The organism is Pseudomonas sp. PDM19, from assembly GCF_014852215.1.
GTDB lineage: Bacteria > Pseudomonadota > Gammaproteobacteria > Pseudomonadales > Pseudomonadaceae > Pseudomonas.
The window spans coordinates 417243-430497 of sequence record NZ_JACVBG010000001.1 but is presented as its reverse complement, the minus strand read 5'-3'; the positions used below and the strand labels follow the sequence as shown (position 1 = coordinate 430497).

Here is a 13255-nt window from a genome sequence, read left to right as displayed (position 1 = left end):
GGGCGGCCTTTTTCGTGGATGGCAGGATATCAGGCCATCGCTTCCTGAGGTTTGCCCAGCAGGCGGTCGATCACCACCATCACCGCCAGCATGGCGACCGAAGGGATCAGCCAGGCGAGGCCCTGTTCGGCCAGCGGCAGGTGTTCCATCCAGGCCGGCATCCAGGCGTCGAGCTTGGCCCCCTTCAGGGCATCGATGAGACCGAAGACGAAGGAGATCACCATCACCGGAGCGACGATGCGGGTCTGCGAACGCCACAGGCTGGCGCAGAAGCTCAGCGCCACCAGCACGATGCACGGCGGGTAGATGGCGGTCAGCACCGGGATCGAGAACTGGATGAGCTTGGTCAGGCCCAGGTTCGATACCAGCAGCGAGAAGCCGGCGAGGATGACCACCAGGCTGCGGTACGACAGCGGCAGGATGCGGCAGAAGTACTCGGCGCAGGCGCAGGTCAGGCCAACGGCGGTGACCAGGCAGGCCAGCGCGATGAGCACGGCGAGGAAGGTGCTGCCCAGCGAGCCGAAGGTGTGCTGTACATAGGCGTGCAGGACGGCAGCACCGTTGGCGGCACCGGCGGCGATGTCGTGGCTGCCCGAGCCCAGGCGGAACAGGCTGATATATACCAGCGCCAGGCCGACCCCGGCGATCAGGCCGGCGATGATGGCGTAGCGGGTGATCAGCCGCGGCGAGTCGACGCCACGGGAGCGGATCGCGTTGACGATGACGATGCCGAAGACCAGCGCGCCGAGGGTGTCCATGGTCAGGTAGCCATTGACGAAGCCCTGGGAGAACGCCGCGGCCTGGTAGGCCGGTTCAGCGACGCCGATGGGACCGGCCGGCAGCATGAAGGCGGCGATGCCCAGGGCGGCCAGGGCAATGATCTTCAGCGGCGCGAGGAAGCGGCCGACGGTATCGAGCAGCTTGCCCGGATACAGCGAGATCATCAGTACTACCGCGAAGTACACCAGGCTGTAGAGGAACAGCGGCAGCGCGCCCTCCCCGGTCAGCGGCGCCAGGCCGACTTCGAAGGACACGGTGGCGGTACGCGGGGTGGCGAACAGCGGCCCGACCGACAGGTAGCAGACAGCCGCCAGCAACCCGCCGGCGACCTTGCCGATGGGGTGGCTCAGGGTGTCCATCGCCCCACCGACCTTGGCCAGCGCGACGACGGTGATCACCGGCAGGCCGACTGCGGTGATCAGGAAGCCCAGCGCGGCCATCCACACATGCGGCCCCGACTGCAGGCCCACGATCGGCGGGAAGATGATGTTGCCCGCGCCGACGAACAGCGCGAAGGTCATAAAACCAAGTGCCAGGACGTCCTGGCCTTTCAAGACTTTCATGAAGGGAAATACCACAGTGCTGAAACGGTTTCGTGGTCTCCCAAGGCACGCACACCATACAGACGTAACAAAGCCGCATCGAACGGGATTGGCCGACTCACGCTGGGCGAGCCTGGGCATCCTGTGATGCTGCTGTCATCGGTACGGTGATTTGTTCTTGGAAGTCCGATAGCAGAGGTTTTCCATGGGCTCGTGGCCCGGTTGCTCCTGCATTCTGGTTATCCCGACATCCTTGCCGGTCAGGAATCGCCGTCGCTTCCGGGTAGGAATTGACGGTGAGCGAGCCTTCCCTTGTGGGGAACGCGACGCTTCATATAGTTGCTAGCCTAACGATCTATTCCGATGAACTGCACTGACATACGTCAGATCGTCCGCGCAATGATCGGCGATGTCGCCTGAACGACACTTTGTAGACGCCGCCATAACGACAGAGGCCACCCGAAGGTGGCCTCTGTTGACAGGCGGTTAAGTATGCGAGGCGCTTACTTGACCGGCCAGCCGGTCAGCTCGGCCAGGGCCTTGCCGATGTCAGCCAGGGAACGCACGGTTTTCACGCCAGCGTCCTGCAGGGCAGCGAACTTCTCGTCCGCAGTGCCCTTGCCGCCGGAGATGATGGCGCCGGCGTGGCCCATGCGCTTGCCGGGCGGTGCGGTTACACCAGCGATGTAGGACACCACCGGCTTGGTCACGTTGGCCTTGATGTAGGCAGCCGCTTCTTCTTCGGCCGAACCACCGATTTCGCCGATCATGACGATGGCCTCGGTTTTCGGGTCTTCCTGGAACAGCTTCAGGATGTCGATGAAGTTGGAGCCCGGGATCGGGTCACCACCGATGCCCACGCAGGTGGACTGGCCGAAGCCGGCGTCGGTGGTCTGCTTCACGGCTTCGTAGGTCAGGGTGCCGGAACGCGACACGATGCCTACCTTGCCCGGCAGGTGGATGTGACCCGGCATGATGCCGATCTTGCACTCGCCGGGAGTGATCACGCCCGGGCAGTTCGGGCCGATCAGGCGTACGCCCAGCTCGTCGCACTTGACCTTGGCTTCCAGCATGTCGATGGTCGGAATGCCTTCGGTGATGCAGACGATCAGCTTGATGCCGCCGAAGGCCGCTTCCAGGATCGAGTCCTTGCAGAACGGAGCCGGAACGTAGATGACCGAAGCGTCAGCGCCGGTAGCTTCCACGGCTTCCTTGACGGTGTTGAACACCGGCAGGCCCAGGTGGGTGGTGCCGCCCTTGCCGGGGGTCACGCCGCCAACCATCTTGGTGCCGTAGGCGATGGCTTGTTCGGAGTGGAAGGTACCCTGCGAGCCGGTGAAGCCCTGGCAGATGACTTTGGTGTCTTTATTGATCAGGACGCTCATTACTTACCCTCCGCGGCCTTGACGACTTGCTGGGCAGCGTCGGTCAGGCTGGTCGCCGCGATGATGTTCAGACCGCTTTCGGCCAGGACCTTGGCGCCGAGGTCGGCGTTGTTGCCTTCCAGACGAACGACAACCGGGATTTTCACGCCGACTTCTTTCACGGCGCCGATGATGCCTTCGGCAATCATGTCGCAGCGAACGATGCCGCCGAAGATGTTCACCAGAACGGCAGCGACGTTGCTGTCGGACAGGATGATCTTGAACGCTTCGGTCACGCGCTCTTTGGTGGCACCGCCGCCAACGTCGAGGAAGTTGGCCGGCTTGCCGCCGTGCAGGTTGACGATGTCCATGGTGCCCATGGCCAGGCCAGCACCGTTGACCATGCAACCGATGTTGCCTTCCAGCGCGACGTAGTTCAGTTCCCACTTCTGCGCATGGGCTTCACGAGCGTCGTCCTGGGACGGGTCGTGCATGGCCCGCAGCTTGGGCTGACGGTACATGGCGTTGGAGTCGATGTTGATCTTGGCGTCCAGGCAGTGCAGGTTGCCGTCTTTCTTGATCACCAGCGGGTTCACTTCCAGCAGCGCCAGGTCGTAGTCCTGGAACAGCTTGGCCAGGCCAACGAAGATGTGGGTGAACTGCTTGATCTGGTCGCCCTTCAGGCCCAGCTGGAAGGCCAGCTCACGACCCTGGTAAGGCTGCGCGCCAACCAGCGGATCGATGGTCGCCTTGAGGATCTTCTCAGGGGTTTCGTGCGCAACTTTCTCGATGTCCACGCCACCTTCGGTGGAGGCCATGAAGACGATGCGACGGCTGGAACGGTCGACAACGGCGCCGAGGTACAGCTCCTTGTCGATGTCGGTGCAGGATTCCACCAGGATCTTGCTGACCGGCTGGCCATTGGCGTCAGTCTGGTAAGTCACCAGACGCTTGCCCAGCCAGTTGGCGGCGAACGCCTTGGCGTCCTCTTTGCTCTTGACCAGCTTCACACCGCCCGCTTTACCGCGGCCACCGGCGTGTACCTGGGCCTTAACGACCCACTCGGTACCACCGATCTTTTCACAGGCTTCTGCGGCCTCTTCGGGTGTGTCGACGGCGAAGCCCTTGGATACGGGCAGGCCGTACTCAGCGAACAGCTGCTTACCCTGATATTCGTGGAGATTCATGCTTGTCTACCGTTTTCGTCTTGGGTATTGCGCATTCGGCGCGGCGCTCGTGGCACCACGCCACCTGTGACCGAGTCCCCCTCGGGGGAGAAACGATCCGGCGGGATGGACGGCAGCCCCTCGCAAAAGACTGCCGCCCTCCCCGCCGTGGTCCCGTTCCTTAGCGCTTCTTGCGGTTGGCGATGTGGATGGCGTGGCCATTCACTGCCAGGGCCGCTTCATGCAGCGCTTCGGACAGAGTCGGGTGGGAGAAGACCATCATGCCCAGGTCTTCGGCACTGGTGCCGAATTCCATGCCGATCGCGCCCTGCTGAACCAGCTCGGCGGCGCTCGGGCCGATCACGTGGACGCCCAGTACGCGGTCGGTCTTGGCATCGGCGATGACCTTGACCAGACCGCCGGTGTCGTTGGCAGCCATGGCGCGGCCGCTGGCGGCGAACGGGAAGGTACCGACGTTGACTTCGACGCCTTCACCCTTGAGCTGCTGCTCGGTCTTGCCGACCCATGCGATTTCCGGGTGGGTGTAGATCACCGACGGAATCAGGTCGTAGTTCATCTGGGCCTTGTGGCCAGCGATGCGCTCGGCAACCATCACGCCCTCTTCCGAGGCCTTGTGCGCCAGCATGGCGCCGCGGACCACGTCACCGATGGCGTAGACGCCCGGAACGCTGGTCTTGCACTGGTCGTCGACGAAGATGAAGCCACGCTCGTCCAGGGTCACGCCGCTGTCGGCAGCCAGCAGATCGGTGGTCACCGGGCGACGGCCCACGGCCACGATCAGCTTGTCGAAGACTTCCTTCTGCTCGCCGTTGGCGTCGGTGAAGGTCACGGTGACCTGCTTCTTCTTCACGTCCGAACCGGTGACGCGCGCGCCCAGGCGGATGTTCAGACCTTGCTTGGTCAGGGTCTTCAGGGCTTCCTTGGCGATCTGCTCGTCGGCAGCCGGAAGGAATTTGTCCAGGGCTTCCAGGACGGTGACTTCAGCGCCCAAGCGAGCCCAGACCGAACCCAGTTCCAGGCCGATGACGCCAGCGCCGATCACGCCGAGCTTCTTCGGTACGCTCTGGAATTCCAGGGCGCCGGTGGAGTCGACGATGATGTCTTCGGTCAGCGGGGCCGGCGGGATTTCGACCGGCTTGGAGCCCGAAGCGATGATGATGTTGTCGGCTTCCAGAACCTGGGTCTTGCCGTCCAGGCCGGTCACTTCGACCTGCTTGTTGGCCAGGACCTTGCCGTGGCCTTCGAAGGAGGTCACGCCGTTGGCCTTGAACAGGGTGGCGATGCCGCCGGTCAGGTTCTTCACGATGTTGGCCTTGCGACCAATCATCGCCGGAACGTCCATCTTCACTTCGCCAGTGGAGATACCGTGAACGTCGAAGCTCTCTTTGGCTTCCTTGTACTTCCAGGAGCTGTCCAGCAGCGCCTTGGACGGAATGCAGCCTACGTTCAGGCAGGTACCGCCGAGAGCGACCTTGCCCTCTTTACCGATGTACTTCTCGATGCAAGCGGTCTTCAGGCCGAGTTGGGCGGCACGGATGGCGGCTACGTAACCGCCGGGGCCGGCACCAATCACAACCACGTCGAATTTCTGGCTCATGTCTCAATCCTTATTCCGGTGAAGCGGACGGCCCCTTTCGGGGCCGTCGTGTAGTACGGGGCCGTCGTGTGAACTGACGTATCAGACGTCGAGCAGCAGGCGAGCCGGATCTTCCAGCAGATCCTTCATGGTGACCAGGAAGCTTACCGCTTCCTTGCCATCGATCATGCGGTGATCGTAGGACAGCGCCAGGTACATCATCGGCAGGATCACTACCTGGCCATTAACGGCCATCGGGCGTTCCTGGATCTTGTGCATGCCGAGGATGGCGGTCTGCGGCGGGTTGACGATCGGAGTCGACAGAAGGGAACCGAATACGCCACCGTTGGAAATGGTGAAAGTACCACCGGTCATGTCTTCGATGGACAGCTTGCCGTCTTTGGCTTTCTTGCCGAAGGTGGCGATGCCGTTCTCGATCTCGGCCAGACTCATGAACTCGGCATTGCGCAGAACCGGTACGACCAGACCGCGGTCGCTGGAAACTGCCACACCGATGTCCTGGTAGCCGTGGTAGACGATGTCGTTGCCGTCGATCGAGGCGTTGACGCCCGGGAAGCGCTTCAGGGCTTCGGTGGCGGCCTTGACGAAGAAGGACATGAAGCCCAGGCGAACGCCGTTGTGCTTCTTCTCGAACAGGTCCTTGTACTTGTTGCGCAGGTCCATGATCGGCTTCATGTTGACTTCGTTGAAGGTAGTCAGCATGGCCATGGAGGACTGGGCTTCGACCAGACGCTCGGCAACCTTGGCGCGCAGGCGGGTCATCGGCACGCGCTTCTCGACGCGGTCGCCAGCGGCGAACACGGGAGCAGCGGCAGCGGCCGGAGCAGCTGCCTTGGCGGCCGGAGCGGCAGCCGGGGCATTCTTCTTGGCTTCAACAGCGGCTACGACGTCTTCCTTGGTCACGCGACCGCCCTTGCCGGTGCCGGCCAGGCTGTTCGGGTCGATGCCGTTCTCTTCGGCCAGCTTGCGGGCAGCCGGCGAGAGGATGTTGTCGTCGCCGGCAACGGCGGCAGTGGCAGCAGCAGCCGGTGCGGCAGCCGGAGCCGAGGCAGCAGCCGGAGCGGCAGCGGCAGCACCGCCTTCGCTCAGCTTGCCCAGCAGTTCGTTGGAAAGAACGGTGTCGCCTTCATTCTTGACGATCTCAGCCAGGACGCCGTCGGCCTCGGCCAGTACTTCGATCACGACCTTGTCGGTCTCGATGTCGACGATCAGCTCGTCACGCTTGACGGCTTCACCGACCTTCTTGTGCCAGGTTGCGACGGTGCCGTCGGCAACCGATTCCGGGAAGGTTGGGGCTTTGATTTCGATAGCCATTATGTGTGTTTCCTTAAATTCGGTATCAACTGCGCGTTGGCGTTAAACGGTGAAGGCGTCCTGCAGCAGTTTTTCCTGCTGCTCGGCGTGCATCGAAGCGTAGCCGCAAGCCGGAGCTGCCGAGCCTTCGCGGCCCGCGTATTCCAGATTGAGACCTTTCTTGTGCGCGGCGATGACACGACGCATGTGGTGCTGCGAGCAGAACCAGGCGCCCTGGTTCATCGGCTCTTCCTGGCACCAGACGATGTGCTTGAGGTTCTTGTACTGCGACAGCACCTCGGTCAGATCGTCTTCCGGGAAGGGATACAGCTGCTCGATACGAACGATCGCGATATTCTCGAGACCTTCGGCACGACGCTTCTCCAGCAGGTCGTAGTAGACCTTGCCGCTGCACAGCACGATGCGGTCGACTTTCTTCGGATCCAGGCTGTCGATCTCGTTGATCACAGTCTGGAACGAACCGTCGGCCAGATCTTCCAGGGTCGAGATGGCCAGCTTGTGACGCAGCAGCGACTTCGGAGTCATCACGATCAGCGGCTTGCGCAGCGGACGGATCACCTGACGACGCAGCATGTGGTAGACCTGAGCCGGAGTAGTCGGCACGCAGACCTGGATGTTCTGCTCGGCGCACAGCTGCAGGTAACGTTCCAGACGCGCGGAGGAGTGCTCCGGGCCCTGGCCCTCGTAACCGTGCGGCAGCAGCATGGTCAGACCACACAGACGTTGCCACTTGGTTTCGCCGCTGGTGATGAACTGGTCGATCACGACCTGTGCACCGTTGGCGAAGTCACCGAACTGCGCTTCCCACACCACGAGTGCATCCGGGGTGGTGGTGGCGTAGCCGTATTCGAACGCCAGTACAGCTTCTTCCGAGAGGTAGGAGTCGTACAGGCTGACGCGCGGCTGGCCGTCGAACAGGTTGGCCAGCGGGATGTAGACCGAGTCGTCCTTCTGGTTGTGCAGCGCCGCGTGGCGGTGCGAGAAGGTGCCGCGGCCGACGTCCTGACCGGTCATGCGGACCGGGTGACCTTCGAACAGCAGGGTGGCGTAGGCCAGGTTCTCGGCGAAGCCCCAGTTGATCGGGAAACCACCGGCAGCCATCTTGGCGCGGTCTTCGTAGATCTTCTGTACCTGACGCTGCATGACGAAGCCGTCCGGGGTTTCCAGCAGCTTGTTGGACAGGTCCTGCAGGGTCTTCAGGTCGCAACGGGTGTCGTGACGGGCGGTCCAGGCGTGGCCGATGTACGGACGCCAGTCGACGAAGAGCTCCTTGTTGGGCTCCTTCACCAGGCTCTTCACCACGTGCAGGCCGTTGTCGAGAGCGTCGCGGTATTCGTCGACCTTCTCCTGGGCCTGCTCGGTGGTCTGCACGCCAGCGGCGATCAGCGCGTCGGCATACAGGTCACGGGTGGTGCGCTGCTTGGCGATCTGCTGGTACATCATCGGCTGGGTGCCGCTCGGCTCGTCGGCCTCGTTGTGGCCGCGACGACGGTAGCAGACCAGGTCGATGACCACGTCACGCTTGAACTGCATGCGGTAATCGATGGCCAGCTGGGTCACGAACAGGACCGCTTCCGGATCGTCGCCATTCACATGGAAGATCGGCGCCTGGATCATCTTCGCCACGTCGGTCGCGTACTCGGTGGAACGAGCATCGTCCTGACGGCTGGTGGTGAAGCCGACCTGGTTGTTGATCACGATGTGGATGGTGCCGCCCGTCTTGTAAGCACGGGTCTGCGACATCTGGAAGGTTTCCATGACCACGCCCTGCCCCGCGAAGGCGGCATCGCCGTGGATGGAGATCGGCACGACCTTGTCGCCGCTGCCGTCTTTGCGACGGTCCTGACGAGCGCGTACCGAGCCCTCGACCACCGGGGAAACGATTTCCAGGTGCGAGGGGTTGAACGCCAGGGCCAGATGGACTTCGCCGCCGGTGGTCATGACGTTGGAGGAGAAGCCCTGGTGGTACTTCACGTCACCCGAGCCCAGTTCGACCAGTTTCTTGCCTTCGAACTCGTCGAAGAGGTCGCGCGGGTTCTTGCCCAGGGTGTTGACCAGGACGTTCAGACGGCCACGGTGGGCCATGCCGATGACGATTTCCTTGACGCCGTAGGAGCCGGAGCGCTGGATGATCTCGTCGATCATCGGGATCAGGCTCTCGCCGCCTTCCAGGCCGAAGCGCTTGGTGCCCGGGTACTTGGTGCCCAGGTACTTTTCCAGGCCTTCGGCAGCGGTCAGGCGCTCGAGCAGGTGGGAACGGGCGTCGGCGGAATACGTCGGACGGCCGCGCACGCTTTCAAGGCGCTGGGCGAACCAGTGGCGCTGCTCGGAATCGACGATGTGCATGAACTCGGCGCCGATGGTGCTGCAGTAGGTCTGCTTCAGCGCATCGATGATTTCACGCAGGGTCGCTTCTTCCTTGCCGATGTAGAGCTCACCGGTACGGAAAGTAGTGTCGAGGTCTGCAGCGGTGAGCCCGTAGTGTTCGAGCGACAGATCGGAGGGAGCGGTACGCACCCAGAGACCCAGCGGATCGAGCGATGCTGCCTGATGTCCACGCAGACGATATGCCAGGATCAGACGCAGGACTTCAACCTGCTTTTTCTCGTGCTCGGTGCTTACGCTGCCAGCGGAAACAGGCGCAGCGCGGCGCTGGTTCTTGGCCAGGAGTACGAAATGATCACGGATAGAGGAATGCGAGACGTCGGGGGCAGGATTGCCGTCGGCGGGGAGCTTCTGGAAGTACGTGCGCCACTCTTCTGGCACAGCGTTCGGGTCGTGCAGGTAGAGCTCGTAGAGCTCTTCGACGTAGGCAGCGTTTCCACCGGATAGATGGGCACTGTTCCACATCCGCTGCATTACGCTTTCGTGCATGCTTGGTCACCCTCGGTAAGGGGACTCCACCTGTGGAATCTCTGGCGCGAAGTCATACACAGCGACTTCAAGCCACCGATCCCCGCAGATAGTCCGGGTACCAGCCCGGATGCCCCTGCTGGTCATATATACGTTTTCAAAACAGGACCCCCGCTTTGTGGGCTTGGGTCCTAGGGACTGTACCGCCGGAAAATGTTCCGGCGGCACAGGTGTCGCTCTTGCAATGATCTTTGGGCGCGAGGCCCTCGGATCAAGTGCCGCTCTGCAGCAGCATGTTACGGATGTGACCGATTGCCTTGGTGGGGTTCAGACCCTTCGGGCAGACGTTCACGCAGTTCATGATCCCGCGGCAGCGGAAGACGCTGAACGGGTCATCCAGGCTCGCCAGGCGCGCCTGAGTTTCGGTGTCACGGCTGTCGGCCAGGAAGCGATAGGCTTGCAGCAGTGCGGCGGGACCCAGGAACTTGTCCGGGTTCCACCAGAACGACGGGCAGGACGTCGAGCAGCAGGCGCACAGGATGCACTCGTACAGACCGTCCAGCTTCTCGCGCTCTTCCGGGCTTTGCAGACGTTCGATGGCCGGCGCTGCATATTTGTTCTGCAGGAACGGCTTCACGCTCTCGTACTGCTTGTAGAAGATGCGCATGTCGACAACCAGGTCACGGATGACCGGCAGGCCGGGCAGCGGGCGAATGACCAGCTTGCCGCCCTTCAGGCCAACGGCCGACAGGGGGGTGATGCAGGCCAGGCCGTTCTTGCCATTCATGTTCATACCGTCGGAACCGCACACGCCTTCACGGCAGGAACGACGGTAGGAGAAGCCCTCGTCCTGTTCCTTGATCAGCGCCAGCACGTCCAGGACCATGATGTCCTTGCCGTCGGTATCGACCTGGAAGTCCTGCATGTAAGGCGCAGCGTCCTTCTCAGGGTTGTAGCGGTAAACACTCACTTGCAACATGGCGGGCACCCTTAGTAAGTACGAACCTTGGGTTCGAATGCCGGAACAGTTTTCGGCGCGAAGTTGACGGCACGCTTGGCTACACGCTTCTCACCCGGGAAGTACAGGGTGTGGCACAGCCAGTTCTCGTCATCGCGCTCCTCGAAGTCTTCACGGGCATGCGCGCCGCGGGACTCTTTACGGGCTTCTGCCGCAATCGCAGTGGCTTCGGCCACTTCGAGGAGGTTCTGCAGTTCCAGCGCTTCGATACGCGCCGTGTTGAATGCCTGGCTCTTGTCGTTGATCTTGACCGCAGCGATACGCTCACGCAGATCAGCCAGCTGAGCGATACCTTTCTGCATGTATTCGCCGGTACGGAACACACCGAAGTAGTTCTGCATGCAGGATTGCAGCTCGCGCTTGAGCGGAGCGACTTCTTCGCCGCTGGTGCGCTCGTTCACGCCGTTCAGGCGCTTGAAAGCGGACTCCAGGTCGGACTCGGAAGCCTGGCGGTGCTCGATACCATCCTTGAGCGCCTTCTCCAGGTGCAGACCGGTGGCACGACCGAACACAACCAGGTCGAGCAGCGAGTTGCCGCCCAGGCGGTTGGCGCCGTGTACCGATACGCAAGCCACTTCGCCTACGGCGAACAGGCCTTCGATGATCTGCTCGTTGCCGTTGGCGTCCATGGTCAGGGCCTGGCCATGGATGTTGGTGGCAACGCCGCCCATCATGTAGTGGCAGGTCGGGATAACCGGGATCGGAGCGACAACCGGGTCAACGTGGGCGAAGGTCTTGGACAGTTCGCAGATGCCAGGCAGGCGGCTGTGCAGAACTTCTTCGCCGAGGTGGTCGAGCTTCAGCAGTACGTGGTCCTTGTTCGGGCCCACGCCGTTGCCGGCGATCACTTCTTTAACCATGGAGCGGGCAACCACGTCGCGGCCGGCCAGGTCTTTCGCGTTCGGAGCGTAACGCTCCATGAAACGCTCGCCATGGGCGTTGATCAGGTAGCCACCTTCACCGCGGCAACCTTCGGTGACCAGTACACCAGCGCCGGCGATGCCGGTCGGGTGGAACTGCCACATCTCGATGTCCTGCACCGGCACGCCAGCGCGCAGGGCCATACCGATGCCGTCACCGGTGTTGATCAGGGCGTTGGTGGTGGAGGCGTAGATACGGCCGGCACCGCCAGTGGCCAGGACCACGGCTTTGGAGCGGATATAAACGGTGTCGCCGGTTTCGATGTCGATAGCGATGACGCCAACCACATGACCGTCCTGGTTCTTCACCAGGTCAACCGCGTACCACTCATTAAGGAAGGAAGTACCGCTCTTCAGGTTGGCCTGATAGAGAGTGTGCAGCAGGGCGTGACCGGTACGGTCAGCCGCGGCGCAGGTACGGGCAGCCTGGCCACCCTTGCCGAAGTCCTTGGACTGGCCACCGAACGGACGCTGGTAGATGCGACCCTGCTCGGTACGGGAGAACGGCAGACCCATGTGTTCCAGTTCGAACACGGCTTCCGGGCCGACGGAGCACATGTATTCGATAGCGTCCTGGTCACCGATGTAGTCGGAGCCCTTGACGGTGTCGTACATGTGCCAGCGCCAATCGTCGTTCGGGTCGGCCGAAGCGATGGCGCAGGTGATGCCGCCCTGGGCGGATACGGTGTGCGAACGGGTCGGGAAGACCTTGGTCACCACGGCAGTCTTGTGACCGCCCTGGGCCAGTTGCAGCGCAGCGCGCATGCCGGCGCCGCCACCACCAACGATGATGGCGTCGAAGGAAAGAGTACGAATGCTAGCCATGGATCAGTTACCCCAGAGAATCTGCACACCCCAGACGAAGAATGCGAACATGGCCATGCCGCATACCGCCTGGACGAGGAAACGCACGACGGTCGCGGACTTACCCAGCGCCATCGGAGTCAGGTAGTCGGTAGTGATGGTCCACATACCAACCCACGCGTGCACGCTCAGGGAAACCAGCGTCAACAGGCTGAAAATCTTCATCAGGCTGTGGGAGAACAGACCATGCCACTCGGTGTAGGTGATACCCGGGTGGGCGATCAGGAAGCCCAGCAGGAAGAGAACATAAGCCGCGAGAACGACCGCGGAGACGCGCTGGACCATCCAGTCATAGAGACCCGAACGCGACAAGTTAGTGACGTTAGTTACCATACCCATACCCCCGCCAGAACGATCAGCACCACTGCGACAGCGATGACGATTTTCGAACCACGCTTACCGCCTTCCAGCGTTTCGCCAATACCTGCGTCCATGACGAGGTGACGAATACCGGCTACCAGGTGGTACAGGAGCGCAGACAGCAGGCCCCAGATCACAAGCTTGACCAACGGATGGGTCAGACACGCCTTCACCTGCTCGAAGCTTTCTTCCGAAGCGAGGGAACGATCCAGTGCGAACAGCAGCACTGCGATGCCCACGAACAGAATGACGCCAGAGATGCGGTGGAGAATCGACGTGTAAGCAGTGATAGGGAGTTGGATGGTCCTTAGGTCTAGGTTTACGGGTCGTTTGCTATTCACGGCTTTTTTCACACTGAGAGCCCTTCTATGAATCAGGGCTAGTTGTCGGGAGGTGCACTTGTCAGGTACCCATCACCTTCGGGAGTGACAACCACCAATCAAGCGAGGCCGGACG

Annotated in this window: 10 protein-coding genes; all 10 read right to left on the bottom strand. The window is 62.0% G+C overall.

Features of this window, described 5'->3' with window-relative positions; all coding sequences use genetic code 11:
• Nucleotides 1–29: 29 nt before the first annotated feature.
• A complete protein-coding gene (gene brnQ, locus IB273_RS01890) occupies nt 30–1343 on the bottom strand; it encodes a branched-chain amino acid transport system II carrier protein (RefSeq protein ID WP_192223066.1) in 1314 nt (437 codons plus the stop codon).
• 482 nt (nt 1344–1825) lie between these two features.
• Nucleotides 1826–2707, bottom strand: coding sequence for a succinate--CoA ligase subunit alpha (gene sucD / locus IB273_RS01885; protein WP_038803160.1), 882 nt, complete (start codon nt 2705–2707; stop codon nt 1826–1828).
• On the bottom strand, nt 2707–3873 hold the full coding sequence (gene sucC, locus IB273_RS01880; protein WP_015477516.1) for an ADP-forming succinate--CoA ligase subunit beta: 1167 nt from the start codon (nt 3871–3873) through the stop codon (nt 2707–2709). The genes sucD and sucC overlap by 1 nt, the downstream gene beginning before the upstream one ends.
• Nucleotides 3874–4033: 160 nt before the next feature.
• Nucleotides 4034–5470: a dihydrolipoyl dehydrogenase gene (lpdA, locus tag IB273_RS01875; RefSeq protein ID WP_081516701.1), complete on the bottom strand. Its 1437-nt coding sequence runs from the start codon at nt 5468–5470 to the stop codon at nt 4034–4036.
• An 81-nt stretch (nt 5471–5551) separates the two neighbouring features.
• Nucleotides 5552–6784 (bottom strand): 2-oxoglutarate dehydrogenase complex dihydrolipoyllysine-residue succinyltransferase, encoded by a 1233-nt coding sequence (gene odhB / locus IB273_RS01870; RefSeq protein ID WP_192223065.1) that lies wholly within the window; start codon nt 6782–6784, stop codon nt 5552–5554.
• Nucleotides 6785–6826: 42 nt separating this feature from the next.
• Nucleotides 6827–9658, bottom strand: a complete 2832-nt coding sequence (locus IB273_RS01865; RefSeq protein WP_081516699.1) for a 2-oxoglutarate dehydrogenase E1 component — start codon at nt 9656–9658, stop codon at nt 6827–6829.
• Nucleotides 9659–9908: 250 nt separating this feature from the next.
• On the bottom strand, nt 9909–10616 hold the full coding sequence (locus IB273_RS01860; protein ID WP_045208028.1) for a succinate dehydrogenase iron-sulfur subunit: 708 nt from the start codon (nt 10614–10616) through the stop codon (nt 9909–9911).
• Between the two features lie 11 nt (nt 10617–10627).
• The gene (gene sdhA, locus IB273_RS01855; protein ID WP_045208031.1) at nt 10628–12400 is read right to left on the bottom strand and encodes a succinate dehydrogenase flavoprotein subunit; all 1773 of its coding nucleotides are present in this window, start codon (nt 12398–12400) and stop codon (nt 10628–10630) included.
• A gap of 3 nt (nt 12401–12403) precedes the next feature.
• On the bottom strand, nt 12404–12772 hold the full coding sequence (gene sdhD, locus IB273_RS01850) for a succinate dehydrogenase, hydrophobic membrane anchor protein (protein ID WP_081517058.1): 369 nt from the start codon (nt 12770–12772) through the stop codon (nt 12404–12406).
• Nucleotides 12766–13152 carry a succinate dehydrogenase, cytochrome b556 subunit gene (sdhC, locus tag IB273_RS01845; RefSeq protein ID WP_167523168.1) on the bottom strand — a complete coding sequence of 129 codons (387 nt, stop codon included), beginning with the start codon at nt 13150–13152 and terminating at the stop codon, nt 12766–12768. The genes sdhD and sdhC overlap by 7 nt, the downstream gene beginning before the upstream one ends.
• Nucleotides 13153–13255 lie beyond the last annotated feature (103 nt).

What these genes read in the sequence shown, in the direction of transcription:
- IB273_RS01860 (WP_045208028.1), bottom strand. Translation starts at nt 10,616, where the DNA reads ATGTTGCAAGTGAGTGTTTACCGCTACAACCCTGAGAAGGACGCTGCG.
- brnQ (WP_192223066.1), bottom strand. Translation starts at nt 1,343, where the DNA reads ATGAAAGTCTTGAAAGGCCAGGACGTCCTGGCACTTGGTTTTATGACC.
- sdhA (WP_045208031.1), bottom strand. Translation starts at nt 12,400, where the DNA reads ATGGCTAGCATTCGTACTCTTTCCTTCGACGCCATCATCGTTGGTGGT.
- sucD (WP_038803160.1), bottom strand. Translation starts at nt 2,707, where the DNA reads ATGAGCGTCCTGATCAATAAAGACACCAAAGTCATCTGCCAGGGCTTC.
- lpdA (WP_081516701.1), bottom strand. Translation starts at nt 5,470, where the DNA reads ATGAGCCAGAAATTCGACGTGGTTGTGATTGGTGCCGGCCCCGGCGGT.
- sucC (WP_015477516.1), bottom strand. Translation starts at nt 3,873, where the DNA reads ATGAATCTCCACGAATATCAGGGTAAGCAGCTGTTCGCTGAGTACGGC.
- IB273_RS01865 (WP_081516699.1), bottom strand. Translation starts at nt 9,658, where the DNA reads ATGCACGAAAGCGTAATGCAGCGGATGTGGAACAGTGCCCATCTATCC.
- sdhD (WP_081517058.1), bottom strand. Translation starts at nt 12,772, where the DNA reads ATGGTAACTAACGTCACTAACTTGTCGCGTTCGGGTCTCTATGACTGG.
- odhB (WP_192223065.1), bottom strand. Translation starts at nt 6,784, where the DNA reads ATGGCTATCGAAATCAAAGCCCCAACCTTCCCGGAATCGGTTGCCGAC.